General features: G+C 54.3%; 23 protein-coding genes. 11 read left to right on the forward strand and 12 right to left on the reverse strand.

What is annotated here, in order from left to right; genetic code table 11:
• Positions 1-231: 231 nt before the first annotated feature.
• The 3 genes from DA718_RS05155 to DA718_RS05165 all read left to right on the forward strand — a co-directional run bounded on the left by DA718_RS05155 (position 232) and on the right by DA718_RS05165 (position 4437).
• Positions 232-1473: an MFS transporter gene (locus DA718_RS05155; RefSeq protein ID WP_112213980.1), complete on the forward strand. Its 1242-nt coding sequence runs from the start codon at positions 232-234 to the stop codon at positions 1471-1473.
• 18 nt (positions 1474-1491) lie between these two features.
• Positions 1492-2925 carry a glycoside hydrolase family 32 protein gene (locus tag DA718_RS05160; protein ID WP_112213979.1) on the forward strand — a complete coding sequence of 478 codons (1434 nt, stop codon included), beginning with the start codon at positions 1492-1494 and terminating at the stop codon, positions 2923-2925.
• Positions 2926-3093: 168 nt separating this feature from the next.
• A complete protein-coding gene (locus DA718_RS05165; protein ID WP_112213978.1) occupies positions 3094-4437 on the forward strand; it encodes a carbohydrate porin in 1344 nt (447 codons plus the stop codon).
• 537 nt (positions 4438-4974) lie between these two features.
• Here the strand turns inward: DA718_RS05165 and DA718_RS05170 are convergent.
• From DA718_RS05170 to DA718_RS05195, 6 genes are all read right to left on the reverse strand, one after another.
• Positions 4975-6105 carry an oligogalacturonate lyase family protein gene (locus DA718_RS05170; protein WP_167492851.1) on the reverse strand — a complete coding sequence of 377 codons (1131 nt, stop codon included), beginning with the start codon at positions 6103-6105 and terminating at the stop codon, positions 4975-4977.
• A gap of 63 nt (positions 6106-6168) precedes the next feature.
• Entirely contained in the window at positions 6169-7455 is a 1287-nt protein-coding gene (locus DA718_RS05175) for an ABC transporter substrate-binding protein (RefSeq protein WP_110276428.1), read from the reverse strand.
• Positions 7456-7471: 16 nt separating this feature from the next.
• The gene (locus DA718_RS05180; protein ID WP_112213976.1) at positions 7472-8599 is read right to left on the reverse strand and encodes an ABC transporter ATP-binding protein; all 1128 of its coding nucleotides are present in this window, start codon (positions 8597-8599) and stop codon (positions 7472-7474) included.
• Positions 8600-8611: 12 nt separating this feature from the next.
• Complete coding sequence (locus DA718_RS05185) at positions 8612-9514, reverse strand: carbohydrate ABC transporter permease (protein ID WP_112213975.1); 903 nt, start codon at positions 9512-9514, stop codon at positions 8612-8614.
• Complete coding sequence (locus DA718_RS05190; RefSeq protein ID WP_110276431.1) at positions 9507-10397, reverse strand: carbohydrate ABC transporter permease; 891 nt, start codon at positions 10395-10397, stop codon at positions 9507-9509. Before DA718_RS05190 ends, DA718_RS05185 begins: the two co-directional genes overlap by 8 nt.
• A 492-nt stretch (positions 10398-10889) precedes the next feature.
• Complete coding sequence (locus tag DA718_RS05195) at positions 10890-11216, reverse strand: cupin domain-containing protein (RefSeq protein ID WP_004853896.1); 327 nt, start codon at positions 11214-11216, stop codon at positions 10890-10892.
• A 139-nt stretch (positions 11217-11355) separates the two neighbouring features.
• Here DA718_RS05195 and DA718_RS05200 point away from each other — a divergent pair, with 139 nt between their 5' ends.
• Positions 11356-12048, forward strand: coding sequence for an aspartate/glutamate racemase (locus DA718_RS05200; RefSeq protein ID WP_112213974.1), 693 nt, complete (start codon positions 11356-11358; stop codon positions 12046-12048).
• Here DA718_RS05200 and DA718_RS05205 read toward each other — a convergent pair.
• Complete coding sequence (locus DA718_RS05205; RefSeq protein WP_112213973.1) at positions 12035-12961, reverse strand: LysR family transcriptional regulator; 927 nt, start codon at positions 12959-12961, stop codon at positions 12035-12037. The two genes, DA718_RS05200 and DA718_RS05205, sit on opposite strands and share 14 nt — an antisense overlap.
• Positions 12962-13095: 134 nt before the next feature.
• Between DA718_RS05205 and lysA the strand changes: the two genes are divergently transcribed.
• A complete protein-coding gene (lysA, locus tag DA718_RS05210) occupies positions 13096-14358 on the forward strand; it encodes a diaminopimelate decarboxylase (protein WP_112213972.1) in 1263 nt (420 codons plus the stop codon).
• Positions 14359-14495: 137 nt separating this feature from the next.
• On the opposite strand, the gene DA718_RS05215 is transcribed toward lysA, so the two are convergent.
• Positions 14496-15497 carry a LacI family DNA-binding transcriptional regulator gene (locus DA718_RS05215; protein WP_167492852.1) on the reverse strand — a complete coding sequence of 334 codons (1002 nt, stop codon included), beginning with the start codon at positions 15495-15497 and terminating at the stop codon, positions 14496-14498.
• Positions 15498-15800: 303 nt separating this feature from the next.
• Between DA718_RS05215 and DA718_RS05220 the strand changes: the two genes are divergently transcribed.
• The 4 genes from DA718_RS05220 (at position 15801) to DA718_RS05235 (ending at position 19891) form a co-directional block, all read left to right on the forward strand.
• Positions 15801-17138, forward strand: a complete 1338-nt coding sequence (locus DA718_RS05220; RefSeq protein WP_110276437.1) for a PTS sugar transporter subunit IIC — start codon at positions 15801-15803, stop codon at positions 17136-17138.
• A 7-nt stretch (positions 17139-17145) separates the two neighbouring features.
• Positions 17146-18573 carry a glycoside hydrolase family 1 protein gene (locus tag DA718_RS05225; RefSeq protein WP_112213970.1) on the forward strand — a complete coding sequence of 476 codons (1428 nt, stop codon included), beginning with the start codon at positions 17146-17148 and terminating at the stop codon, positions 18571-18573.
• 68 nt (positions 18574-18641) lie between these two features.
• A complete protein-coding gene (locus DA718_RS05230) occupies positions 18642-19415 on the forward strand; it encodes a GntR family transcriptional regulator (protein WP_004105268.1) in 774 nt (257 codons plus the stop codon).
• Positions 19412-19891 (forward strand): GNAT family N-acetyltransferase, encoded by a 480-nt coding sequence (locus DA718_RS05235; RefSeq protein ID WP_112213969.1) that lies wholly within the window; start codon positions 19412-19414, stop codon positions 19889-19891. Before DA718_RS05230 ends, DA718_RS05235 begins: the two co-directional genes overlap by 4 nt.
• Here DA718_RS05235 and galR read toward each other — a convergent pair.
• Complete coding sequence (gene galR, locus DA718_RS05240; RefSeq protein WP_112213968.1) at positions 19852-20868, reverse strand: HTH-type transcriptional regulator GalR; 1017 nt, start codon at positions 20866-20868, stop codon at positions 19852-19854. The genes DA718_RS05235 and galR overlap by 40 nt on opposite strands.
• Positions 20869-21091: 223 nt before the next feature.
• Complete coding sequence (locus DA718_RS30245) at positions 21092-21439, reverse strand: hypothetical protein (RefSeq protein WP_152036153.1); 348 nt, start codon at positions 21437-21439, stop codon at positions 21092-21094.
• 51 nt (positions 21440-21490) lie between these two features.
• Here DA718_RS30245 and aas point away from each other — a divergent pair, with 51 nt between their 5' ends.
• Both aas and lplT read left to right on the forward strand, forming a co-directional pair.
• On the forward strand, positions 21491-23650 hold the full coding sequence (gene aas / locus DA718_RS05250) for a bifunctional acyl-ACP--phospholipid O-acyltransferase/long-chain-fatty-acid--ACP ligase (RefSeq protein WP_112213967.1): 2160 nt from the start codon (positions 21491-21493) through the stop codon (positions 23648-23650).
• The gene (lplT, locus tag DA718_RS05255; protein WP_112213966.1) at positions 23643-24836 is read left to right on the forward strand and encodes a lysophospholipid transporter LplT; all 1194 of its coding nucleotides are present in this window, start codon (positions 23643-23645) and stop codon (positions 24834-24836) included. Before aas ends, lplT begins: the two co-directional genes overlap by 8 nt.
• Before the next feature lie 185 nt (positions 24837-25021).
• Here the strand turns inward: lplT and DA718_RS05260 are convergent, their stop codons facing one another.
• Entirely contained in the window at positions 25022-26062 is a 1041-nt protein-coding gene (locus tag DA718_RS05260; RefSeq protein WP_112213965.1) for an NADP(H)-dependent aldo-keto reductase, read from the reverse strand.
• 237 nt (positions 26063-26299) lie between these two features.
• Entirely contained in the window at positions 26300-26518 is a 219-nt protein-coding gene (locus DA718_RS05265) for a YgdI/YgdR family lipoprotein (protein ID WP_002915974.1), read from the reverse strand.
• Positions 26519-26603 lie beyond the last annotated feature (85 nt).

Raw genomic sequence — 26603 nt, forward strand, 5'->3', positions numbered from 1 at the left:
CCACCCTCGCCGTCGGCAACGGGTTTTAACTAAGTTACTGATGTAAAAGGATCATACGATATTCTATCGTACACGTAGCGCGTGCGCAGGCGAGGAATATTTGATCGCGATCGCACTCTCGCTATGTTAACGTTAACTTTTGTGATTAACATCATGAATCTCAGCAAAATGACATGAGTTCTGTTTTTTGTTAACGTTACCATATCAGCATTACTCCAACATGAGAATGTCATGATGAAAGCGCATCGCTCCCACAGCTACCCATTACTCAGTGCGTTACTGTTCTTCTTTTTTGTCACCTGGTCCTCTTCAGGCTCTCTACTTTCTATCTGGTTGCATCAGGAAGTGGGTCTGAAACCGGGAGACACCGGTTTTATTTACGCGGTGCTCTCCGTCTCTGCATTGTTTGCTCAGGTTTGCTACGGCTTTATTCAGGACAAGCTCGGCCTGCGTAAGAATCTGCTCTGGTACATCACCGTTCTGCTGATCCTCTCCGGCCCGGCCTATATGCTTTTTGGCTACCTGCTGAAAATTAACGTGTTACTCGGCAGTATTTTTGGCGGGATTTATATCGGCCTGACCTTTAACGGCGGCATCGGCGTGCTGGAATCTTATACCGAACGTGTAGCGCGCCAGAGCCAGTTTGAATTCGGCAAGGCGCGGATGTGGGGTTCGCTGGGCTGGGCGGTGGCGACGTTCTTTGCCGGTTTGCTGTTCAACATTAACCCGCATTTAAACTTTGCAGTAGCCAGTTGCTCCGGTCTGGTGTTCTTTATTTTACTGGCGCGGCTGCGGGTTTTCTCTGCGTCACAGGCGATGGATGAAGCGGTGGCGGGCGGTAAAGTGACGCTGGAAGATGCGCTGCGCCTGCTGACCCTGCCGCGTTTCTGGGCGCTGGTATTCTTTGTGATCGGTACCTGCATCTACGGCGTTTACGACCAGCAGTTTCCGGTCTATTTCTCCTCACAGTTCCCGACGCTGCAGGAAGGGAACGCGATGTATGGCTATCTGAATTCGTTCCAGGTATTTCTTGAAGCTGCGGGCATGTTCTGCGCCCCGTGGTTGGTTAACCGCATTGGCGCGAAAAACGGCCTGATCTTCGCCGGAATGGTGATGGCAATGCGCATGGTGGCTTCCGGGCTGGTGGAAGGGCCTCTGCTTATCTCTATTACCAAACTGCTGCACGCGGTCGAACTGCCGGTACTGCTGGTTTCTATCTTTAAATACAACAGCTTAAACTTCGACAAGCGTCTTTCATCCACGCTGTATCTGGTGGGTTTTGCCTGCACCAGCTCGGTTATCGCCACGATACTCTCGCCGCTGGCGGGCTATAGCTACGAGAAATACGGTTTTGCCCAGTCCTATCTGATTATGGGACTGCTGGTGTTCTGCACCACCTTTATCTCTATCTTCTTGTTGCGTTCCAGTAAGTCCTCGCCGGACCCGCTGGTCTCGCAGCCCACCGCTATCTGAATCAAAAGAGTGAAGACTATGACGTACACAATTGCCAACGCTGAACAGGAATTACAGGCTAAACGCGAGGCGCTGAACTTGCGCTGGTATCCGCGCTATCACCTGGCCGCCCGCGCGGGCTGGATCAACGATCCTAACGGCCTGGTGTGGTTTGACGGCTGGTATCACGCTTTTTACCAGCATCACCCGTACTCAACCCAGTGGGGGCCGATGCACTGGGGGCATGCGCGCAGTAAAGATTTGGTGCACTGGGAGCATCTGCCGGTAGCGCTGGCTCCGGAAGGTCCGGAGGATAAAGATGGGTGCTTCTCCGGCTCTGCTGTGGTGGATGGCGATACGCTGGCGCTGATTTATACCGGGCATAAATTCCACGGTGACGCCAGCGATGAGGCTAATCTCTATCAGGTGCAGTGTCTGGCGACCAGCCGCGACGGTATTCACTTTGAGCGCCAGGGGATCGTGGTTGATACCCCACCGAGCATGCACCATTTCCGCGACCCGAAAGTGTGGCGGGAAGGGGAGTGCTGGTACATGATCGTCGGCGCTCGCGATGGCGATACCGGTCAGGTGCGGCTGTATCGTTCAAGCGACCTGCGCCAGTGGCAGGACGCGGGCGTTCTCGACGAGGCGGAAAAAGAGATGGGTTATATGTGGGAGTGCCCGGACTTTTTCACTCTCAATGGTAAACACATATTGATGTTTTCCCCGCAGGGGATTGCGGCAAAAGGCTATCAGAACCGTAACCTGTTCCAGAGCGGCTATCTGCTCGGCGACTGGCGGCCGGGGCAGGCGTTTGTTCGCGAGGGGGAATTTGTTGAGATGGATCATGGGCACGATTTTTATGCCCCGCAGAGCTTTCTCACCCCGGATGGTCGCCGTATCGTCATTGGCTGGCTGGATATGTGGGAATCGCCGCAGCCGGAGCAGCAAGATGGCTGGTCGGGTATGCTTTCGCTACCGCGCGAGCTGAGCTTGAGTACGGATAACCGCCTGCAAATGCGTCCGGCTAAAGAGGTCGAGAGCATGCGCGGCGCCTGGTTCCCGTGGCCGGTCACAACGCTGAAAAACCAGCAGACGATGATGGTGGAAAATTGTGAAGCCATGGAAGTCATCCTGAACTGGGATTGCGCCAGCAGCAGCGCTGAGCAGTATGGCCTGAGCTTCGGTGATGGTCTGCGTATTTACGTGGATGCGCAGATGCAGCGCCTGGTGCTGGAGCGTCATTATCCGCAGTATGGTCTGTGCGGGGTACGTAGCGTGCCGTTGACCGCAGGGGCTGAGCTGAAGTTAAGGATATTCTTCGATAGCTCTTCCGTCGAAGTGTTTGTTAATGATGGTGAGGCTTGCCTCAGCAGCCGTATATATCCGGATGCAGACAATCGCGAATTGGCTTTATTTGCCTGGAGCGGTTCGGCGTTTTTAACTGAAGCGGGAGCCTGGCAGCTGGAATAATCGTTATTGAATATTCCCTAAATAATTCGAGTTGCAGGAAAGCTAACGCACCTGCAACTTGAAGTATGACGGGTATGGTCGTTAATAACCCGTCTTCGACTATGGGCGGGTTATTATTGTCGTGTTTTACCTATAAATAAAAACTTAATTTAATAAAAGGGTTTACCGATGAATAAAATCTGGGTCGGGTGTTTTCTGACGTCTTTATTTACTCCTCTGGCTAATGCACAGGCACCGTTATCCCTTGAGGAACGGCTGGCGCAAATGGAACAACGGCTAAAGGCGACCGAACAGCGGGCGGCCAGCGCGGAGGCGGAAATCCGTGCGCTGAAAGGCCATGAGACGCCAGCAGCAGTGGTCAGTGCCGCACCGACCAAACCCACTTTGCAGCTTAATGATTATGGCGAGTTAAAATTCTATGGCGACGTTGAGTTTAATATGGACGGTGCTAGTCGAACCGGTAGTTTAACGTCGATAAAAACCAGCGCAAATAAAAACTGGGCGCCGGGAGATAAAGAACGTTGGGATATTAACGGACGTATCCTTCTGGGCTTTGATGGAATGCGTAAAGGCGCTAACGGTAAGTATGCTGGGTTTAGCGTCCAGCCGCTGGCGGATATGAATGGTAAAATGAATCTTGATGATGCGGCATTTTTCTTTGGTCAGGAGGACGACTGGAAAATTAAAATTGGGCGCTTTGAAGCTTACGATATGTTCCCGCTGAATCAGGATACCTTTATTGAGTATTCCGGCAACACCGCCAATGATCTATATAGCGACGGCTACGGCTATATTTACATGATGAAAGAAGGACGCGGGCGTAGCAGCAGCGGCGGCAACTTCCTGCTCAGTAAAAACCTTGATAACTGGTATTTTGAGGTCAATACGCTGGTGGAGGACGGCAGTTCGCTGTTTGTGGATCAGAACTATCACGGCAACGCGCTGGATAACCGTAAAAATGTGGTTTACGTGCGCCCTGTCGCGTCCTGGCAATCCGGCCCATGGTCGGTGGCCGCGGCGATGGAGAGCAACCTCGTGAATAACGCCTACGGTTATCAGAACCAGTATGGTCGCTGGGTCGATCAGTCCAGTCGTACCGGATATGGTATGACGATGAGCTGGAATACGCTGAAAACTGATGCCGAAAACGGAGCGGTGGTAAATGTGAGTACTGCGTATCTGGATGCGGCGGATGAAAAAGATTTCAGCGCCGGGATCAATGCGTTATGGCACCGCGTAGAGTTGGGCTATATCTATGCACATAACAAAATCGACCAGTTTAATATGTCTGGCGTGAGTGCCGAGTGTGATGGCGATTGCGCGATTCTGGCTCCAGGACGCTACGACATCCATACCATTCATACTTCGTGGCAACTGCCGAATATTATGGATATGCCGAACTTTAATATTTACCTCGGAGCCTATGCGTCGTGGCTGGATTCGTCAGCAGCGAAAACCGGCAATACTGATGAGCGCTATGGTGCGCGGGTGCGGTTTAAGTATTTCTTCTGACAAACCAACCTCCGGGAGGAAGGCGGCAGAGCGTTGCAGAATCTTCCCGGAGGCGATGCTGCGCATCTGTCCGGGCTACAAGTTTTCAGCCGTCTGCGATCCCGTAGCCCGGGTAGGCGCTTTGCGCCGCCCCCCGGGATCAGGATGCAGAGTGGCAGAATGTCCCGGAGGCGATGCTGCGCATCTGTCCGGGCTACCCGTTTTCAGCCGTCTGCGATCCCGTAGCCCGGGTAGGCGCTTTGCGCCGCCCCCCGGGATCAGGATGCAGAGTGGCAGAATGTCCCGGAGGCGATGCTGCGCATCTGTCCGGGTTACCCGTTTTCAGCCGTCTGCGATCCCGTAGCCCGGGCAGGCGCTTTGCGCCGCCCGCCGGGATCAGGATGCAGAGTGGCAGAATGTCCCGGAGGCGATGCTGCGCATCTGTCCGGGCTACCCGTTTTCAGCCGTCTGCGATCCCGTAGCCCGGGCAGGCGTTTTGCGCCGCCCCCGGGATCAGGATGCAGAGTGGCAGAATGTCCCGGAGGCGATGCTGAATGACTACACCTCCGCCAGATACAGCGCGGGCATGCCTTCTTTATCAGAGGTAAACAGCACCCAGCGGTTATCTGGTGAAAATGACGGATGCGGATGCGTTGCCTGACGCTCGCCTTCGATGACTTTCCAGGTCGAATCATGACGGCAAATCGCTTTTTGCTCACCGGTACGAATATCAAATACCCAGATAAACGGATCGTTCAGCTGAATATCACCGGTGCTGTGCGGCGCACCGTCGCCGGTCACCAGAGAACCATCATGATTGCTCATCAGATGTGAACAAGGGGGAATCGCCATTAGCTGTTGGTTTTCCAGCGTCACCGGATCGGCACGATACAGATAACGATGTGGAGCGTTTTCCTGATGGGCGACGTAGTAAAGCGCGGAACCATCTGGCACCCAGAATTCATGGGTAAAACTCTCTCCTGGTTGGTGTTGGCGAACTTTACGCATATTGCTGCCGTCAGCGTTGATAAGCCACATTCTGGCATCGATAGCATCGCGCGGGCCCTCGTGGCAGAAGGCGATGGTGTTGTCATCAAACGGACGATAAATCGGATGACCGAGCCAGCGTTTTTCCTGTAAAACCACGCGCTGCTCACCGCTGCGCAGATCGATATTAATCAGGCGACATTCCGGTTCGGTGAAGTAAAAGGCGCGGAACTTACTCCAGTCGGTCAGCGGCTGCCAGTCGCTTTTTTTGATTTCAATTCCCACCAGCTGGCTGCAATCGCTATTAGCAACCCAGGTGCCGTAAGCGACCCACTCGTCGTCCACCTGATAAACGACCTGTTCCTCCAGCGTCGCCAAATCCACGCGACGCAGCTGTTGGTTGTTTTTGACATACCACAGCGCCTGGTCATCCGCAGAAAGAAAACCGCCGAAGGTGTTATCGCCCGGTCCGTCGGTGAGCTGGGTAGCCTGCTGCGCGGCGATATCGAGTAAATAGTAGTTCCAGTGGCCTTCAAACGCGCCGCCGAAAATCAGCTTGCTACCGTCCTGGGTAAAGCATTTTTGATAGAAGTAATTACGGTGACAGATAACATGCGATGGCGTCATCCGGATCACCTGGTGACCGGTTTCGCTGTCCTGCGTGGTCCGAAAGTTCAGCGGGATGATTTTGCCTTTCATGATTGACTCCTTGCTAAAAAAATACCCCGCAGCCAGGGCTGCGGGGTAGGTACTGATAACGAGCCGTTAGCGCATCGCGCGGCGCAGGATACGGTCAGACTGACGCTGGAAATCTGCTGCCGTCTCTTCGACCGTTTTCTGTCCATAATCGATGTACTGCAGAGAGGTGCCGAACTGGGCAACGATCTGCGGGTCATCGAAGTATGGTGAGACGGAAAGTTTGGTTGGCAGAGACTGCGCCAACTTCAGGCCGGATACCGCCGGGTCATCGGCTTTAATGGTGCCGTCTTCGGTCAGGTATTGCACCGCCACTTTACTCAGCGGTACGCCGCGTTCCAGGCCCAGGGTATCAACCCCTTCCTTGCTGTTCAGCAGGAAGTTAATGACTTTCGCCGCTGCTTCCGGGTTTTTGGTCGATTTACCGATGGAGAGCATCTGTGCCGGTTTAAAGAACAGACCCGCGTCGGTAGCACCTGGCAGCATTGGATAGTTACCCAGATCCAGCTTCGCTGGTGGCTTCAGGTTGTCGGAGTATTTGTTGATGGTGGAGTTCCACATATAGGTCCCCGCCCACTCGCCCTGAATCCACGGCTTCATTTCATACATATTGCTCTTGCCGAACGAAGCGTAGTATTTGGTGTCCGGCATCACGTGGCTGTCGATAAGCTTTTTATACATCTGGAAGAATTCGACCCACTGCTCTTTGCTGTAGGAGAACTTCTTGGTTTTTTCGTCGATAGCCGGCTGGTTGTACTTCTGAATCATATATGAATTCAGCAACGCCAGGGTGTCCTGGTGCTCCAGCACCACCGGGTAATACTGTTTACCCAGCTTGCTTTCGAAGGTTTTGCCCGCCGCCATCAGCTCGTCCCAGGTTTTCGGGTACTCGACGCCAGCTTTTTTCCAGGTCTCATCGTTGAAGTAGAACACGCGGGCGGTGACGGAAATGGGAATACCGTTAAGCTTGCCATCCACCGTGGTGGTTTGCAGCTCTTTGGCATCAAACTGGCTCAGGTCGATAACGTCCTTCATCTTATTCAGATCGTAGAAGCCTTCGCCGTTTTTCGAGAAGATCGGCAGCCAGTTCCAGTTTGTCTGCATCACGTCAGGCTCGGTACCTCCAGCGATTTGCGTGGTCAGGCGTGAAAGGTGACCGTCCCAGCCGGTGTATTCCGCTTTGACGTTAATATCCGGGTTTTGTTTATGGAACTCTTCCAGCGCCTTCAGAGTCACCTGGTGGCGGCCGTTGCCGCCCCACCATGACATACGCAGGTCGACATCCTTCGCCATTGACGGTAACGCGGTAAGGCCCAGAGTTGCGGAGATTACGGCGCTTAAAAGCACTTTTTTCATTTTAATACTCCAGTGTTCACAGAGAGATGTTCTGTTCAGTTTTGGCGTCAAAGATATGACACTTGTTGAGATCAAATTTGAAATACACCTTGCGATGAAGTCCTTTCTCGATCATGGGCTTCGCTTCATCTGACGGAACGCGGGCGGTCAGTTCATAATCGGCAACCTTCAGGTAGACGAAGAATTCATGTCCCATATTTTCTACGCGTACCATTTCGCCGGTACATGAACCTTCAGCAAACGGTTCATCGGAGATAGAGACGAACTCCGGACGCACACCAAAGAACACCTGCTGGTTCCTATGGGTGTCGACCTTGCTTTGCAGCTTATCGTTGAGCGGCAGTAGCCCATCGCCAACGGTCAGATGCAGGCGGCCTGCTTGTTCAACCAGCTGGCTGGAGCGAATGTTCATCTCTGGCGCGCCGATAAAGCCCGCCACAAACATGTTCTTCGGTTTGTGGTAGAGGTTGTCCGGGGTATCAACCTGCATGATATGACCCAGCTTCATCACGCAAATGCGGTCGCCCATGGTCATCGCTTCGGTCTGATCGTGGGTTACGTAAACGGTGGTTGCCGGTTTGCCGGATTTCTTCAGCTGTTTGTGCAGGTCGGAGATACGAATACGCATCGAAGCACGCAGTTTGGCGTCGAGGTTCGACAGCGGTTCATCGAACAGGAACACATCCGGCTTCTTCACAATCGCGCGGCCAACCGCTACGCGCTGTGCCTGGCCACCGGAGAGCTGGCGCGGCAGGCGGTCCAGCAGTTCTTCCAGTTCGAGGATTTTTGCCGCTTCGTTGACCTGGGCTTCAATCTGATCTTTTGGCAGCTTGCTCAGCTTGAGGCCGAAGGCGAGATTTTCGCGCACCGTCATATGCGGATAGAGCGCATAGTTCTGGAACACCATCGCGATGCCGCGCGCTTTTGGCGCGAGGTTGTTGACGATTTTCTCACCGATGCGCACTTCGCCGCCGCTGATGGTTTCCAGCCCGGCCAGCATACGTAGCGTTGTGGACTTAGCGCAGCCCGACGGCCCAACGATGACCATAAACTCGCCGTCAGCGATGGTCAGATCGATACCATGTACCGCTTTGAAGCCGTTGGAGTAGACCTTTTCCAGTTTGTTGAAAATAACTTCAGCCATGATATTTCCCTCTTAACCTTTAATTCCGCTGCTGGTCACGCCCTGTACGAAGTAGCGTTGTGCCAGGAAGAACACGATGATGGACGGCAGAATGGAGATACTCGCCATTGCCAGAATTTCGTTCCACGGAGCGCCTTCCGTGACGTCGATGGACATTTTCAGCGCCAGTGCGATTGGATACTTATCAACGCTGTAGACGTAAATCAGCGGGCCGATAAAGTCGTTCATGGACCACATGAACTGGAACAGCGCCACCGAGATAATCGCCGGTTTCAGAATCGGTACGACGACGTACCACAGCACCTGAATGGAGTTACAGCCGTCAATTTGCGCTGCTTCTTCCATGTCGCGCGGAACGCCGCGCAGGAACTGAATCAGCATAAAGACGAAGAACCCTTGGGTGGCGAAAGCCAGTGGCAGGTACAGCGGCAGATAGCTGTTCAGCATGCCCATTTCACGGAACATCAGGTACTGAGGAATCAACAGCACGGTGCTTGGCAGCAGCATGGTGGTGATAAGCGTCGCGAACCAGAACTTCTTCCATGGGATCTCGAAGCGGGCAAAGCCGTACGCCACGATGGTGGAGGAGATAATGGTCAGCAGTACTTTCGGGATCACATACTTGAAGGTGTTCAGCATGTAGTGGCCGAAGTTGTACTCGGTGCCGGTTTTCCAACCGTTGATAAACCCATCCCAGGTCGCGTGGGCAGGCCACAGGCTCAGGGTGGTGAAGATCTCGTGGTTTGGTTTGAACGACGCCGAGAACATCCATACCAGCGGGTAGAGCATCATCAGGCCAACGAACAGCAGGATCACATAGCGAATCGAGCGGCTAATTTTTTCACGACGCAGAGTCCGCGCGACTTCACGTTCGGCGATGTCCCTTGCTTGCGAGATTTGTTGGATATCAGCCATTTTTGCCTCCCTTATCGGCGGAGTAGAACACCCAATATTTCGAAGACTTAAACGCAATGGCGGCAAAGACCGCGACGACCAGGAACAGCACCCATGCCAGCGCCGCGCCGTAACCCATATCGAAGTACTTAAATGCGGTGTCGTAGATGTAGAGCGAGAACAGATAGGTGGAGTAGGTTGGGCCGCCGCCGGTTATGACGTACGGGCCGGTAAACTCCTGGAACGCCTGAGTGGTCTGCATGATGAAGTTGAAGAAAATCACCGGTGTGATCAGCGGCACCGTGACCTTCATAAACATCTGCCATTTTGAAGCGCCATCGATCATTGCCGCCTCATATTGTGATTGTGGAACGTTCTGCAGCGCCGCGAGGAAGATAACCATCGCTGAACCGAACTGCCAGACGCGCAGCAGAGTGACGGACATCAGCGCCAGCGAAGGCTCGCCGAGCCAGTTAACCGGGTCGAAGCCGAGCACGCCGATAAAGCTATTCAGCAGGCCGTCGATGGCAAACAGCGCCCGCCACAGAACGGCAATGGCGACTGAGCTGCCGAGAATTGACGGAATATAGTAGGCGGTACGGAAAAAACCGATGCCGCGCAGTTTAAAGTTGAGGACGAAAGCAATCCCCAGCGCGAAAGCCAGTTTTAACGGGATGGTTAAAAAGACATACGCAAACGTCACACCCATGGATTTCCAGAAGAGGCCATCTTCGGTAAGCATGTAGCGATAGTTTTCGATGCCATTAAACACCGGTGGACTCATCAAATCGTACTCAGTGAAACTGAGGAAGAAAGATGAAACAAAGGGAAAGGCGGTGAAGATTATCAGCCCTATGATATAGGGCGATATCCATGCCAATCCCAGCATTCTGTTTTCATTCATACATACCTACCTGGCTTACGAGTTTGTAATACGGATTCGGGTTTAGTGCCTTTCCCGCGAGCACTGTCGCCGGAAAGTTAATGCGTTCCTGGTATGTCAGCGGTGAGTCATCCCTTGTTAGCTTTGAGTTTCTGAGCTCTTTTCACTCTAATTATCCCTACAGAGCATGTGTTTTTTGATTTTGCCTTACCTGGTGTCCTGATTTTGTAAAACACCGTTTTAAATTTATTTTATTGCGATTTATTACAGAGTCATTCAGTTCATCTCGGAAATGTGATCAAAGTCGAAACGATGTTTCAAAAAATGCGAGCGCGCGCATTTTGCAGAGATAGCGGGGAATTGAGAAGGGGGGTGAAAATGAGAGCTAAGGCTGGTCTGGCGGGGTTAATTGCTTTGCTAATGATTGTTATTAAACATACTTTATGACAATTATTTTTGGCGGAAAAGTTCAGAAAATGGTGGGCATGCGAGGCATGCCCTGGTGAGGAGAAACTATTTTTGCAGAAAATCCTGGCGGACGGGGGTAAATGTATCGAGCAGCGTCCCCGGCTTCAGGCAGACACAGCCGTGCATGATTTCCGGTTTCTTGTAGAGCGTATCGCCCGCGCTAACCACGTGCTTTTCATCACCGATGGTGAATTCAAACTCACCGGAGAGCACATAGGTGAGCTGCTCGTGAGGGTGGTTATGCATTGGCCCAATGGCGCCCGCTTCGAAGTTCACCTCGACCGCCATCATCTTGCCATCATGCGCAAGAATGCGACGGGTGACGCCATTGCCCAGATCTTCAAGGGTGGTCTCTTTATGAAAAATAAACATCCGCTGATCCTGTAGTTAAATGAAACGTTGTTTTATTTAATTTATCCTACAAAAAACCAAAAGGAAACGATCGTCAGGAGAAGGTGGAAAGTTGATCACAAGTTTGGTTCACTGAAGGACTTCACATAAGGAGCGAATGATGAAAAAAATTGGCCTGTTGGGTGGGATGAGCTGGGAATCGACAATTCCTTACTATCGCTTGATTAACGAAGGTATTAAAGCACGCTTGGGCGGTCTGCACTCCGCCAGCCTGCTGCTACACAGCGTGGATTTTCATGAAATCGAGGCCTGCCAGTCCTCGGGCGATTGGGACCGTGCGGGCGAGATCCTGGCACAGGCGGCTTTCGGGCTACAGCAAGCGGGAGCCGAAGCCATCGTGCTGTGTACTAATACCATGCATAAGGTCGCCGATGCCATTGAAACACGCTGCGACGTGCCGTTCCTGCATATTGCCGATGCCACCGGGCGAGCGGTTACTGCCAAAGGCCAAAGCCGCGTCGCCCTGCTTGGAACGCGCTATACCATGGAGCAGGATTTTTATCGCGGTCGCTTACAGCAGCAGTTCGCCATCGACACGCTGATTCCGGAGGCGGAAGATCGTGAGCGCATCAACCAGATTATTTTCGACGAACTGTGCCTGGGAACCTTTAGCGGAGATTCGCGCGACTACTATCTTCAGGTCATTGACGCCCTGGCGGAGCAGGGGGCTGAAGGGGTTATCTTCGGCTGCACCGAAATTGGCCTGCTGGTGCCCGCAGAAAGCAGTCCGCTGCCGGTGTTTGATACCGCCGCGATTCATGCGGCGGACGCGGTTGAGTTTATGCTTTCGTAAGTACCGCTTCGAGCGGAGTCAGGATGCGCGGCAGGCTATTTTGCAGATGCAGAGCGAAAGCATCGACCAGCGCGGAACCGGGGCGGTGCAGCGGACGAACCAGGCTGACGGTAAACGGCACTTCAATACTAAAGCGGCGAACCACTACGCCGTTCCCGGCGTAATCCAGCGCGGTGAGTGGGTTGACCACCGAGATCCCCACCCCCGCGCGTACCATGGCGCAAATTGAGGAGGCGCTGTGCGTTTCGACGACCATTCGCCGTTTGACTTGATGCTCGAGGAACAAAGCATCCAGTAATTGACGGTAGCTATCCGTTCGCGACAGGCTGATATAGTTTTCGCCGTGAAAATCCGCAGGCGTCAACTCTTGTTTAGCGGCAAGCGGGTGGCCTTGCGGCAGCACGCTTACTTCGTTGAGCGTCAGCAGCGGTGTGCGCTCGGTTCCGGCGGGAGTGTGCAGCGTTTCGGTTAACCCCAGATCGTGACGCTGAGCCGAAAGCCACTCTTCCAGCAGCGGTGATTCCTGAGGGATGATTTGCAGGCTAACGTCCGGGTAGCGCGTCAAAAACGGCTCCAGCAGCAGCGGCAAAAAAGATTGCGAGAATACTGGCAGACAGGCGACCGACAGCTCGCCCTGGCGAAATTCGCGCAGACTTTCGGCGGCGCTAACGATTCTGTCGAGGCCATACCAGGAGCGCTGCACTTCTTCAAACAGGCGTAACCCCTGAACTGTTGGCTGCAGACGACCGCGGGCGCGGGCAAACAGCTTCAGGCCCAATACCTTTTCAAAGCGCGCCAGCTCGCGGCTGACGGTCGGCTGCGAGGTATTCAGCATCCGCGCGGCTTCCGTCAGATTGCCGGTGGTCATTACCGCATGGAAAATTTCAATATGGCGCAGGTTGACGGCGGGCATGGGTGTTCCTCAAGTGACGTGAGCTATATCATTTTTGCATAGACTGGCAATAAAACGATATTTTTTATTCCTTACAGGCTGTGGCGTAATCGTAAAAAAACACAAACAACGCACACACAGCACCGGAGTTCCTTATGCCACGCTCGCTTTACGCTACTGATACCGATCTGACCGCAGAGAACCTGCTGCGGTTGCCTGCCGAATTCGGCTGCCCCGTCTGGGTCTACGACGCGCAAATTATTCGCCGCCAGATTGCCCAACTGAGTCAGTTCGACGTCGTGCGTTTTGCGCAGAAGGCCTGCTCAAATATTCATATCCTGCGCCTGATGCGTGAACTGGGTGTAAAAGTGGACTCAGTGTCGCTGGGCGAGATCGAGCGCGCGCTGGCGGCGGGATACGATCCGCACCAGCATCCGGAAGATATCGTTTTTACCGCTGACCTGATTGACGATGCAACGCTGGCGCGGGTGAAAGAATTGCAGATCCCGGTCAACGCCGGGTCTATCGACATGCTAAGCCAACTGGGCGAAGTCTCTCCGGGCCACCGCGTCTGGCTGCGTGTGAATCCAGGCTTCGGCCACGGTCACAGTCAAAAAACCAATACTGGCGGTGAGAACAGCAAACACGGGATCTGGTACAGCCATTTACCGGCGGCACTGGAAGTGATGCGCCGCTACCAGCTACAGCTGGTGGGTATTCATATGCATATTGGTTCCGGCGTCGATTATGGCCATCTGGAACAGGTATGCGGCGCGATGGTGCGTCAGGTTATCGAGTTCGGCCAGGATCTGCAGGCGATCTCGGCCGGCGGCGGATTATCGATCCCCTACCATGAAGATGAAGAGGCGATCGATACCGATCACTACTTTGGATTGTGGAATGCGGCGCGCGAGCAGGTGGCGAAGCATCTGGGTCATCCGGTCGCGCTTGAAATCGAGCCGGGTCGCTTCCTGGTGGCGGAATCCGGGGTGCTGGTTTCTCAGGTTCGCAGCGTGAAAGAGATGGGCAGCCGCCACTTCGTGCTGATTGACGCCGGTTTCAACGATCTGATGCGTCCGTCAATGTACGGTAGCTATCATCACATCACCGCTCTGGCGGCAGATGGCCGCGACCTTAGCGCGGCGGCGGAGATTAAAACCGTAGTCGCCGGGCCGCTGTGCGAATCGGGTGATGTCTTTACCCAGCAGGAAGGGGGAAAGGTGGAAACGCGGCTGCTGCCAGCGGTGGTACCTGGCGATTACCTGGTGCTGCACGACACCGGCGCTTACGGCGCATCGATGTCTTCTAACTACAATAGCCGTCCACTGTTACCTGAAGTGCTGTTCGACAACGGCAAAGCGCGGCTGATCCGTCGTCGTCAGACGATTGAAGAGCTGCTGGCGCTCGAGCTGCTGTAAGGTGATGCCTGAAGGGGTTTTGCCGATAGTGTCTGCGTTTCTGTCGGGTGGCGGCTAGCGCCTTACCCGACCTGCAGGGGATTGCGGATTTTATAGGCCCGGTAAGGCGTCAATCGCCGCCGGGCAATTCCAGCTAATTATTTGTAATACGGCCCCGTTGTCACCGATTCGCGCAGTACCAGCGTACCGGTAAACGGCGGGATCGTCTCAATTGGCTGATCGTTCGCCAGCTTGATGGCCTGATCGATAGCGGTGGTAATCATGTTATCGATCGGCAGATAGACCGTGGATAGCCCCGGTTCCAGCCATTTTGCGCTCGGCGCGTCATCAAAGCCAAATAACGAAATATCCTGCGGGATCCGCAGCCCCGCCTGATGCAGCGCTTTCGAAGCGCCCAGCGCCATATCATCGTTACAGGAAAACAGCGCGCTAAAGGTTGTTTTCTCTTCCAGCAGTTCACGGCACAGCTCATAGCCGCGGGTCATGGTGGAGTCACCGTACTTCACTTTTGCCGGATCCCATTTGATACCGTGTTTTTTCAGCGCATTACGATAACCTTCCAGACGGGCTTTACCCGTCGGCGTGTGCATTGGCACGGTAATACAGGCGATATCGCGGTGACCCTGGGTAATCAGGTACTCAACTGCCTGAAATGCCGCGTCCTGCTGTTCGAAGAACACGCAGATCTCTCGCGCCTGGCTAACGTCGCGGTTAATGACCACCAGCGGCATATCGATGGACTCAATCAGCGACATGATTTTCTTTTCGCTCATATGGCGGGTGTAGAGCACGATGGCGTCGCACTGGCGATCGGCCAGCATCTGCACCGCTTCTTCTTCACGCTCCGGCGCATCGTGGCCGTCGGTGACGATCAGCTGTTTGCCCCAGGCCTCTGTTTGTCGGGATGCCTGCTGCAATAAACGTCCGAAATAGAAACCGTCAAAGGTGGAAACCACCAGACCGATGCTGTTGCTCGTGCGCTTCGCCAGCGAGCGGGCGAGAAAGTTAGGTCGATAACCCAGCTCTTCCATCGCCTTAAAAACCTGTTGGCGGGTGCTCTCTTTCACCTGACCTGTGCCGTTCAACACGCGGGAAACCGTCGCTTTAGAGACGCCTGCGCGAATTGAGACATCCAGCATTGTAGCCATTCATCCGATTCCTGATATCACGTGGTAACGCGCAGTTTATCACAGACATTCAGGGGGATATGGCTTCATGGCGGCGCAAAAAACTATCGCGATCACGCTTTTACAGGAATTGATCCTCTGAAAAATGAAATGGCAAATGCGGTATGCCAATTTAAGCCTGTCTGGAATGCCAATGAGCGGGTTGCGAGTTTAGTCACAGAACTTTTTCTCATCAGTGATTATTTTTTGGTATGCCAATAGGTGTTTGGCTGTACACCTGGTGCGCTATAAGCCCTTAAACCTGAGGTATCCTCTATGGCATTGCAGGACAAACTGATCGACTCACTGGGGAGTTTCGCCACGAAATTCAACAGCTACCGCTACATCATGGCGATAAAATCCGCTTTTATTACCCTGATGCCGGTGATCATCGTTGGCGCCTTTTCGGTGCTGATCTCCAATATGGTGCTGGATCCTAAAAACGGACTCGCCAGCTTTCAGTCACTCTCTTTTCTGGCGGCGCTTAAACCCATTACCAGCGCGATCAACTACGCGACGCTTAACTTTCTCAATATTGGCGCCGTCTTTCTTATCGGTATCGAGCTTGGGCGAATTAACGGCATCAAGAGCCTGTTTCCCGGCCTGCTGGCGGTGATCTGTTTTATCTGCGTTACGCCGACCACCGTCGAGATGATGGTCGACGGGCAAATGCATGAAGTGAAAGATGTGCTACTGCGCCAGTTCTCTGATACCCGCAGCCTGTTCCTCGGCATGTTTATCGCCATTCTGTCGGTGGAGATCTACTGCTGGCTGGAAGGGCGTAAGGGGCTGAAGATCAAAATGCCGGATACCGTACCGCCCAACGTATCGGCGTCGTTTTCCGCTCTGATCCCATCAATTATCACTACTACGCTGATTGCCACCTTTGGCTTTATTTTTCATCAGACCACCGGCATGTATCTCTATGACGCGGTCTATCAAGTGGTGCAGCAGCCGCTGGAGCGCGTGGTACAAAGCCTGCCGGGGATCCTGCTGCTGATGTTCGTTGCGCAGCTGTTCTGGGTTATCGGTATCCACGGTAACCAGATGATCAAACCGATCCGCGAGCCGCTGCTGCTGGGGGCGATCACCGTCAATATGAGCGCCTTTGAGCAGGGCAAAGAGGTGCCGAATATCATCACCATGCCGTTCTGGGATGTTTATATGAGCATCGGCGGTTCGGGGTTGACGATTGGTCTGTTGATTGCGGTGATGATCGGCACGAAACGTAAAGAGATGAAGGAGATCGCCAAACTGTCGATTGGACCGGGGCTGTTTAACATCAACGAGCCGGTGATTTTCGGCATGCCGATCATGCTCAACCCGATCCTCGCGATCCCCTTTATTATCACTCCGCTGGTGACCGGCAGCATCGGCTACTTTGCGACGGCAGCCGGTTTTGCTGGTAAAGCGGTGGTGATGGTGCCGTGGACCACGCCGCCGCTGATTAACGCCTGGCTCTCTACGGCGGGCTCGATGGGCGCGGTGGTAACGCAGCTTATCTGCATCGTAACTGCGGTGCTTATCTACCTGCCGTTCGTCAAAATTGCCTCCCGCCGTGCGGACACCGCTCAGCGCCAGGCGGAAAACGCGCAGGTCAGCCAAAACGCATGAGGACACTATGAGCACAGTAAGGATGGCGATCCCCCACGACTTTATTCTCGGTGCTGCCGCTTCGGCATGGCAAACCGAGGGCTGGAGCGGCAAGCAAGAGGGCCAGGATTCCTGGCCGGATCTCTGGTACAAGAACGACCGCCACGTCTGGCATAACGGCTATGGTCCGGCGGTGGCGACCGATTTTATCAACCGCTTTCGCGAAGATGTGCAGTTGATGAAGCTGGCGGGCCTGACTCATTACCGGACCTCAATCAACTGGTCGCGCTTTCTCACCGACTATGAAAACGTCACTGTCGATGAAGCGTATGCGACGTATTATGACCAGCTGTTTGATGAACTGCGGGCTAACGGCATCGAGCCGATGATCTGCCTTGAGCACTATGAACTCCCGGGCTATTTGCTGGAGCAGTACGGCGGCTGGGCATCGAAAAAGGTGGTGGAGCTGTTTGTGCAGTACGTAGAGAAGGTTTTTGCCCGTTATCACCACAAGGTGACACGCTGGTTTACCTTCAATGAGCCGATAGTGGTGCAGACCCGGGTTTACCTGGATGCGCTGCGCTGGCCTTACGAACAGAACACCGGCACCTGGATGCAGTGGAATTACCACAAAGTGCTGGCGACGGCGAAAGTGGTCAGGTTGTTTCGCGAGAAAGGCTATCGCGGCACGGTAGGTTGTATTCTCAACCCGGAGGTTACTTACCCGCGTTCAAAAGCGCCTCACGATGTGCGCGCTGCCGAAATCTACGACCTGTTTTATAACCGGGTATTCCTCGATCCGCTGGTTCACGGTGAATATCCGCCGGCGCTTTTCACGCTGCTCGAACAGCACAACGTGGCCTGGGATTACTGCGCCGAAGAGTTAGCCATTATCCGCGAAAACACGGTGGATGAGCTGGGGATTAACCTCTACTACCCGCATCGCGTTAAAGCCCCATCGCGCGCCTGGCATCCGCAGACGCCGTTCCATCCCGCTTACTATTATGAGCCTTTTGAGCTACCGGGACGGCGGATGAATAACTCTCGCGGCTGGGAGATTTATCCGCAAATCGTTTTTGATATGGCGATGCGTATCAAAAACGATTATCGCAATATTCCCTGGTTTGTGGCGGAAAGCGGTATGGGCGTGGAGAACGAAGGGCAGTTTCGTAACAGCGAAGGCACCATCGCTGACGACTACCGGATTCGATTTATCAGCGAGCATCTGTGGCAAACCCTGCGCGCGCGGGAAGCAGGTGCTAACTGCCACGGCTATATGCTGTGGGCGTTTACTGACAACGTTTCGCCAATGAACGCCTTTAAAAATCGCTACGGGTTGATTGAAATCGATCTGCAAAACAACCGTGCGCGGCGGCCTAAGGCCTCCGCCAGCTGGTTCCGTAAACTACGCGAAAGTCGCGAACTGACGCTGGATATTGACGATGAGTGGCGCTAGCAGGGCGGAAATTTTGCTAAGATAGCGGCCGATATTGACTCGCAGGCTCATAACGCACAGGTGATATTGTGGAGAAGGCTATCATTCCGCCGGAAAAGAAACCCTACCAGGAAATTGGTGATGATTTACGCGCACAGATTGCGCAGGGGCGCTATCCCATCGGGTCGCGCCTGCCGCCGGAACGCAATATCGCCGAAACCTACGGTGTGAGCCGGACCATCGTGCGTGAAGCGCTGCTGATGCTGGAGCTGCAGGGGACTGTCGATATTCGCCAGGGCTCCGGGGTGTACGTTATGCGCATCCCGCACGAGGACGATAGCGAGGAAGAGCAGATGCTGAGCAGCGACGTCGGGCCGTTTGAAATCCTGCAGGCCCGCCAGCTGCTGGAGAGCAATATCGCCGCTTTTGCCGCCAAAATGGCCACCCGCGCCGATATCGATAACCTGAAAAGGATTATCGAACAGGAGCAGCGGGCTATCGCCGCCAACGATACCAGCCAGGATAACGCCCGACTGTTTCACCTGGTGCTGGCCGGGGCGACGCAAAATCAAATGCTGCTGGCGACGGTTGAGCGCATCTGGCTGCAAATGGACAGCAGCCCGCTGTGGCAGCAGTTCAACGTGCATATCGCCAGTCGGGCGTATCGCCTGAAGTGGCTCGGCGACCGGCAAACGCTCCTCGCCGCCCTGCGTCGTCGCGACGTAATGGGGGCCTGGCAGGCAATGTGGCAGCATCTCGAAAATGTGAAAAACAGCCTGCTGGAGCTTTCCGATGAAGACGCGCCGGACTTTGACGGTTATCTGTTTGAATCAGTTCCTATTTTCCAGGGGAAGCTGGTGTGATTATTCAGCCGCTCTACGCCGCGCCGCAGCACGCTTCAAAGGTGACAGAATGGCTATGGCAGGCGTTTGGCGGCGACGCATTACCGCAGGCGTTCTTCGCCAGTATTGTTGAACATAGCCAGACGGCGGGGGCGCTTCCGGTGACCTTCATTGCCGTTGAGAATGAGACGCTGCTGGGAACCGTTGGCCAGTGGCGCTGCGATTTAATCAGCCGTCAGGACCTGTATCCGTGGATGGCGGCGCTGTACGTTGCGCCAGAGGCGCGGGGGAAGGGGTTGGCAGGAAAACTACAGCAGCACGTTATCGAATATGCCCGGACGCCAGGTTATTGCGAGTTGTTTCTCTACTCCGCTTGCCGCGGTTTTTATGAGCGTTTTGGCTGGCAATACATCGGCGAGGGCATGGATTATCCGGCCACCGCCGTCAGTTTATACCGCTACGATTTATCGCCATCAAGCGGCGCGATCACCGAGTGACGGCGGACCAGCGTCGGGCTGAAAAGGTGGGTTATTTCGGGTGCAGGGCGGTGTTCCGCCAGCGCTAACGCCAGCTCGGCGGCCTGAGTTGCCATGGTCACTATCGGGTAGCGCACGGTGGTCAGACGCGGGCGCACGTAGCGTGAAATCAGCACATCATCAAAGCCAATCAGCGAAATCTCACGCGGTACATCAATACCGTTATCGTTTAACACACCCATCGCACCAGCGGCCATTGAGTCGTTATAGCAGGCCACGGCGCTAAAGTTTCTCCCGCGGCCCATCAGCTCGGTCATCGCCTGCTCGCCGCCGCTCTCATCGGGTTCAGCGAACGTCACCAGCCGGTCGTTGCACGGCAGACCGCTCTCTTTTAAGGCATCGTAATACCCTTGCAGGCGATCTTCGGCATCAGAAATGGCGTGGTTGGAACACAGGTAGCCAATGCGCGTGTGCCCTTGTTGAATCAGATGACGGGTTGCCAGCCATGCGCCGTAGCGGTCATCCAACGCTACGCAGCGCTGCTCGAAACCGGGTAAAATACGGTTGATTAATACCATGCCGGGGATTTGTTTCATCAGCGAGGCCAGTTCGTCATCAGGGATGATTTTGGCGTGAACGACCAGCGCGGCACAACGATGGCGAATCAGTTGTTCAATTGCCTGGCGCTCTTTATGGACGCTGTGATAGCCGTTACCGATCAGCAAAAAATTGCCGGTATTGTAGGCCACCTGTTCGACAGCTTTGACCATCGCGCCGAAGAAGGGGTCGGAAACATCGCCCACCACCAGGCCGACGGTTTCCGTTGACTGCTGCGCCAGCGCGCGGGCATTGGCGTTGGGATGATAATTTAACGTTTCCATTGCCGCGCCTACCGACTGGCGAGAGGCTTCGCTGGCTTTTGGTGAGTTGTTGATAACGCGGGAGACGGTAGCGACAGAAACTCCTGCGAGTCGGGCTACATCCTTTATAGTCGCCATACCAGGCCTTTTAGGGTAAACGCTTACATATCGGTTATGTTACGGGAAAGTGCGGCAGATTCAAGGCTGGGTACTATTGGGTTAGCGCAATTGTGATGCAGATTAGCCTTGCTGGTGAAAAAGTTACCCACAGGCATTCTGACGAATGATACAGGAAGGGATAATTCACACCTTTGCTTACACTTTGCGATTGGCTGTTGCGAATGTTCGCTGGTTTACCCATTCAGGGCATTGATATTCTGGTTGTCCCAGAGGTATTGATAGGTGGAGTCGACTTCAGGTTGACTACTCTAATTACACCAGCCTGCGCAGATGCGCAGGTTTTTTTTTGCCCGCCGTTAGCCATTGTTACAGTTACCGAAAATAGCAATAACTGGTTGCACTTAGGCTCATTCCCTTGCGTTTTATGGCTGGTATCGACGGGTGAAAAAACGAGACAATCTGGATCCCAGAGGTATTGATAGGTGAGTTTTTTAAGTACGCTTTTCGTACTGATTATCTTGCACCGACCTGCGCAGATGCGCAGGTTTTTTTTGCTCTGAATTCCGCTACCTAATACTGCATTTTCCATGCCTTCTCGTGTAACCTGCTTTGACTGATTAACCGGTCAAACGGAGTTGTTATGCTTTTAGGATTTTTCAGACTGCTATTCAAAGGATTGTACCGGGTAAAGCTAACCGGTGACACGCAGGCGCTGTACCAGCAAAAGGTACTCATTACGCCAAACCACGTCTCATTTCTTGATGGCGTACTGCTGGCGCTCTTCTTGCCAGTGCGCCCCGTCTTTGCGGTGTACTCCTCGATTACCGATCGCTGGTTTATGCGTGCGCTAAAGCCGATTATCGATTTCGTCCCGTTGGACCCGACCAAACCGATGTCAATCAAGCATCTGGTGCGCCTGATTGAACAGGGGCGTCCGGTGGTGATTTTCCCGGAAGGGCGGATCTCGGTAAGCGGCTCGTTGATGAAAATTTATGACGGCGCGGCCTTTGTGGCGGCGAAGTCGCAGGCAACCATTGTACCGCTGCGAATCGAAGGCGCAGAACTCACGCCCTTTAGCCGCCTGAAGGGGCTGGTTAAGCGCCGTTGGTTCCCGCGTATTCAACTGCATGTGCTGCCGCCGACGCATCTGGTGATGCCGGATGCGCCGCGCGCCCGCGACCGGCGTAAAATCGCCGGTGAAATGCTGCATCAAATCATGATGGAAGCGCGGATGGCGGTGCGCCCGCGCGAAACGTTGTATGAGGCGCTGCTGGCGGCTCAGGACCGTTACGGTGCGCGAAAAAACTGCGTGGAAGATATTAATTTTCAGCCGGACACCTACCGTAAGCTGCTGACCAAAACGCTGTTTGTGGCGCGTATTCTGGAAAAATACAGCGCGCAGGGCGAAAAAATCGGCCTGATGTTACCGAATGCCGGGATTAGCGCTGCGGTGATTTTTGGCGCTATCGCCCGTGGGCGCATTCCGGCGATGATGAACTACACCGCCGGGATAAAAGGCCTGAGCAGCGCGATTACCGCTGCGGAAATTAAAACCATATTTACCTCTCGTACCTTCCTCGACAAAGGCAAACTCTGGCATCTGCCGGAGCAACTGACTCAGGTGCGCTGGGTATTCCTCGAAGATTTAAAAGGTGACGTCACTGCTGCCGATAAGCTGTGGATTTTCAGTCGTTTGCTGATGCCGAAGCTGGCGCAGGTTAAGCAGCAGCCGGAAGACGCGGCGATGGTTCTGTTTACCTCTGGCTCGGAAGGCAACCCTAAAGGGGTGGTGCATAGCCACAAGAGCCTGCTGGCCAACGTTGAGCAGATTAAAACCATCGCTGACTTTACCGCCAACGACCGCTTTATGTCGGCATTGCCGCTGTTCCACTCATTTGGTCTGACGGTAGGTTTGCTGACGCCGTTGTTTACCGGCGCAGAAGTCTTTCTCTATCCCAGCCCGCTGCATTATCGCGTGGTGCCGGAGCTGGTGTACGACCGCAACTGTACGGTGCTGTTCGGAACCTCGACCTTCCTGGCCAACTACGCGCGCTTTGCCAACCCCTATGATTTTTATCGCCTGCGTTACGTTGTCGCTGGGGCAGAGAAGCTGCAGGAGAGCACGAAGCAGATCTGGCAGGACAAGTTCGGCCTGCGCATTCTTGAAGGCTACGGTGTCACCGAATGCGCGCCGGTCGTATCGATTAACGTGCCAATGGCGGCGAAAGTGGGCACTGTTGGCCGTATTCTGCCTGGCATGGACGCCCGTCTGCTGGCGATGCCTGGTATTGAAGAGGGGGGCCGTTTACAGCTCAGAGGCCCGAATATCATGAAAGGCTATCTGCGGGTAGAAAACCCTGGCGTGCTGGAAGCACCGACGGCGGAAAATCAGCACGGCGAAGTGGAAACCGGCTGGTATGACACCGGGGATATCGTCGTCTTTGATGAGCAAGGCTATGTGCGAATTCAGGGCCGTGCCAAGCGCTTTGCCAAAATCGCCGGTGAGATGGTGTCGCTGGAGATGGTCGAGCAGCTGGCGCTGGCGATTTCGCCGGACAAAATGCATGGCACGGCGATTAAACAAGATGCCAGCAAGGGCGAGGCGCTGGTGCTGTTTACCACCGATAATGAACTGAATCGTGAAAAACTGCTGCGCTATGCCCGTGAACACGGCGTGCCGGAGCTGGCGGTACCGCGCGACATTCGCTGGCTTAAGCAGCTCCCGTTATTGGGCAGCGGCAAGCCGGACTTTGTCACCCTCAAAGGCATGGTAGAACAGACGGAACATTCCCATGAGTGAGTCAGTACACACTAACAATTCGCTGTACTCGAAAGGGATGGTGGCGGTTATCTGCGCCCAGTTTCTCTCGGCATTTGGCGATAACGCGCTGCTGTTCGCTACCCTGGCGCTGATGAAGCAGCTGTTCTACCCGGAGTGGAGTCAGCCGGTATTGCAGATGCTGTTTGTGGGCGCTTACATTCTTTTCGCGCCATTTGTCGGGCAGTTTGCCGATAGCTTCGCTAAAGGGCGGGTGATGATGGTCGCTAACGGGCTGAAGCTTATCGGCGCAGGCTGCATCTGCTTCGGCGTGAACCCGTTTATTGGCTACACGCTAGTGGGCATTGGCGCTGCCGCCTATTCTCCGGCCAAATACGGTATCCTCGGCGAGCTGACGACCGGTGATAAGTTAGTGAAAGCTAACGGCTTGATGGAGTCGTCAACGATTGCGGCGATACTGCTTGGCTCAATGGCTGGCGGTGTTCTGGCGGACTGGCATGTTGTTGCGGCGCTCAGCGTCTGCGCGGTGGTGTATGCCGGAGCGGTGGTGGCCAACCTGTGGATCCCGAAGCTGCCCGCGGCACGTCCGGGGCAGTCATGGCGCTTTAAGCCGATGACTCACAGTTTCTTTAGCGCTTGCACCACGCTATGGCGCAACAGCGAGACCCGTTTTTCTCTGGTGGGAACCAGCCTGTTCTGGGGCGCGGGCGTCACGCTTCGCTTCCTGCTGGTGCTGTGGGTGCCGGTGGCGTTGGGTATTACCAGCAACGCGATGCCGACTTATCTCAACGCGATGGTGGCAGTAGGGATTGTGTTGGGTGCCGGTGCAGCGGCGAAGCTGGTGACGCTGGAAACGGTGTCCCGCTGCCTGCCTGCCGGATTCTTAATTGGCGTAGTCGTGGTTTTCTTTGCCATTCAACACGCCTTGTTACCAGCGTTTGGCTTGCTGTTGCTGCTCGGCGCGTTCGGTGGTTTCTTTATCGTACCGTTGAATGCGCTGCTCCAGGAGCGAGGTAAACATACGGTTGGCGCAGGTAACGCGATTGCGGTGCAGAACCTCGGCGAAAACGTGGCGATGCTGCTGATGCTGGGCCTCTATTCCCTGGCGGTGAGCATCGGTATTCCGGTTGTCGGCGTAGGGATTGGCTTCGGCGCGGTGTTTGCCCTGGCTATCGCCGCTCTGTGGATTTGGGGACGGCGCAAATAATCTCTCGGTGGCGCTGAACTGGTATTTTCCCGGAGGCGGCGCATTGCGCCTGTCCGGGCTACAAGTCCGTTCGGTTTGTAGCCCGGGCAGATGCGTCGCATTGCCTCCGGGAAAGAGACCTGCGCGGTTCTGGAATTTTGTAGCCCGGGTAAGGCTTTTATGCCGCGACCCGGGGCTTTCCTGTCTTACGGTGCCGGGTAGGTATAAACCTGATGCACCGCTTCAATCTCCGCTAAAACCTCTGCGCTTAACTCCAGATGGAGGCTCTCGACGTTAGTCTTAAGCTGCTCCATCGTCGTCGCCCCAAGCAGAGTGCTGGCGACAAACGGTTGGCGACGCACGAAGGCCAGCGCCATCTGAGCCGGGTCAATATTGTGACGCTTAGCGATATCAACATAGGCTGCCACCGCTTTCTGCGTCTGCTCTCCGCTATAGCGCGTAAAGCGGCTGAACAGCGTATTGCGCGCTCCGGCCGGTTTCGCGCCATTAAGGTATTTCCCGGTCAGCGTACCGAACGCCAGACAGGAATAAGCCAGCAGCTCGACACCTTCATATTGACTCACTTCCGCCAGGCCCACTTCATAGCTGCGGTTCACCAGACTGTACGGATTCTGGATGGTTACAATGCGCGGCAGGTCGTGTTTGTCAGCCAGGTGCAGATAACGCATCACACCAAACGCCGTTTCGTTAGAAACGCCGATATAGCGAATCTTCCCGGCGCGCTGGAACTCAGCGAGCGCCTCCAGCGTATCCAATAGAGTAACGACCGGAGCGGAGTCGGCCCAAGTATAGCCCAGTTTGCCAAAACAGTTGGTTGGGCGCTGCGGCCAGTGGACCTGGTAGAGGTCGAGGTAATCGGTTTGCAGGCGCTTCAGGCTGTCGTGCAGCGCCTCGCGGATGTTTTTACGATCCAGCGCATGATTTGGGCGAATACTGCTGTCGTTGTTGCGAGAAGGGCCGCTAACTTTAGAGGCGATAACCAGCTTCTCGCGATTGCCGCGCTTAGCCAGCCAGTTACCGACGTAGGTTTCCGTCAGGCCCTGGGTTTCCGGGCGAGGCGGGACGGGATACATTTCAGCGACATCAATCAGATTGATACCCTGACTGACGGCGTAATCGAGCTGCTCGTGTGCGTCGGCCTCGCTATTCTGCTCACCAAACGTCATTGTGCCCAGCCCCAGCGTGCTGATTTCAAGAGAACTGTGTGGGATACGGTGATACTGCATAGCCAGCTTCCTTTTTTATCTACAAGGTCAGGCGTTCCCCGACAAAGGAATATAAAAATGGCAGAGGGGGAGAAAAAGAGGAAGTAAAAAGATCAAAAAAGCCGGGCTTGCGAAACGTAGCCTGATTTATCCTTGCGGATGCATCAGATTTTCCCGACTCTTTTTTGAAAACTGAAGGATGTTGAAGAGGCCGCGCTGCCACGCGATGAATGACAACCTGCTGGTCAACGAAATATCTTAACGTTTAATAATCTGGGAAACGTCATCACGATTGATCTGCATTTTGTTACCTTGCTGATCTTCGTAGCTGATTAGGCCGGTATCATCATCTACTGTGGGTTTACCATCAGTCAGAATCATACGACCGTCTTTAGTCGCCATCACGTAATCGCTGCTGCAACCGGAAACCGAGAACGCCAGTCCTACGGCGGAAATCAATACTGCCCATTTTTTCATTGTTGTTACCTCTATTATTTATGGCCGCACCTCGTACCAGTATATTAATAGCCTGATTTGTGAGACATAAAAAGCAGTTAAGTCT

The sequence above is a fragment of the Klebsiella huaxiensis genome, from assembly GCF_003261575.2.
Classification (GTDB): Bacteria; Pseudomonadota; Gammaproteobacteria; order Enterobacterales; family Enterobacteriaceae; genus Klebsiella; species Klebsiella huaxiensis.

What these genes read in the sequence shown, in the direction of transcription:
- galR (WP_112213968.1), bottom strand. Translation starts at nt 20,868, where the DNA reads ATGGCGACTATAAAGGATGTAGCCCGACTCGCAGGAGTTTCTGTCGCT.
- DA718_RS05265 (WP_002915974.1), bottom strand. Translation starts at nt 26,518, where the DNA reads ATGAAAAAATGGGCAGTATTGATTTCCGCCGTAGGACTGGCGTTCTCG.
- DA718_RS05180 (WP_112213976.1), bottom strand. Translation starts at nt 8,599, where the DNA reads ATGGCTGAAGTTATTTTCAACAAACTGGAAAAGGTCTACTCCAACGGC.
- lysA (WP_112213972.1), top strand. Translation starts at nt 13,096, where the DNA reads ATGCCACGCTCGCTTTACGCTACTGATACCGATCTGACCGCAGAGAAC.
- DA718_RS05165 (WP_112213978.1), top strand. Translation starts at nt 3,094, where the DNA reads ATGAATAAAATCTGGGTCGGGTGTTTTCTGACGTCTTTATTTACTCCT.
- DA718_RS05225 (WP_112213970.1), top strand. Translation starts at nt 17,146, where the DNA reads ATGAGCACAGTAAGGATGGCGATCCCCCACGACTTTATTCTCGGTGCT.
- DA718_RS05205 (WP_112213973.1), bottom strand. Translation starts at nt 12,961, where the DNA reads ATGCCCGCCGTCAACCTGCGCCATATTGAAATTTTCCATGCGGTAATG.
- aas (WP_112213967.1), top strand. Translation starts at nt 21,491, where the DNA reads ATGCTTTTAGGATTTTTCAGACTGCTATTCAAAGGATTGTACCGGGTA.
- DA718_RS05195 (WP_004853896.1), bottom strand. Translation starts at nt 11,216, where the DNA reads ATGTTTATTTTTCATAAAGAGACCACCCTTGAAGATCTGGGCAATGGC.
- DA718_RS05160 (WP_112213979.1), top strand. Translation starts at nt 1,492, where the DNA reads ATGACGTACACAATTGCCAACGCTGAACAGGAATTACAGGCTAAACGC.
- lplT (WP_112213966.1), top strand. Translation starts at nt 23,643, where the DNA reads ATGAGTGAGTCAGTACACACTAACAATTCGCTGTACTCGAAAGGGATG.
- DA718_RS05175 (WP_110276428.1), bottom strand. Translation starts at nt 7,455, where the DNA reads ATGAAAAAAGTGCTTTTAAGCGCCGTAATCTCCGCAACTCTGGGCCTT.
- DA718_RS05200 (WP_112213974.1), top strand. Translation starts at nt 11,356, where the DNA reads ATGAAAAAAATTGGCCTGTTGGGTGGGATGAGCTGGGAATCGACAATT.
- DA718_RS05260 (WP_112213965.1), bottom strand. Translation starts at nt 26,062, where the DNA reads ATGCAGTATCACCGTATCCCACACAGTTCTCTTGAAATCAGCACGCTG.
- DA718_RS30245 (WP_152036153.1), bottom strand. Translation starts at nt 21,439, where the DNA reads ATGGAAAATGCAGTATTAGGTAGCGGAATTCAGAGCAAAAAAAACCTG.
- DA718_RS05190 (WP_110276431.1), bottom strand. Translation starts at nt 10,397, where the DNA reads ATGAATGAAAACAGAATGCTGGGATTGGCATGGATATCGCCCTATATC.
- DA718_RS05215 (WP_167492852.1), bottom strand. Translation starts at nt 15,497, where the DNA reads ATGCTGGATGTCTCAATTCGCGCAGGCGTCTCTAAAGCGACGGTTTCC.
- DA718_RS05155 (WP_112213980.1), top strand. Translation starts at nt 232, where the DNA reads ATGATGAAAGCGCATCGCTCCCACAGCTACCCATTACTCAGTGCGTTA.
- DA718_RS05220 (WP_110276437.1), top strand. Translation starts at nt 15,801, where the DNA reads ATGGCATTGCAGGACAAACTGATCGACTCACTGGGGAGTTTCGCCACG.
- DA718_RS05185 (WP_112213975.1), bottom strand. Translation starts at nt 9,514, where the DNA reads ATGGCTGATATCCAACAAATCTCGCAAGCAAGGGACATCGCCGAACGT.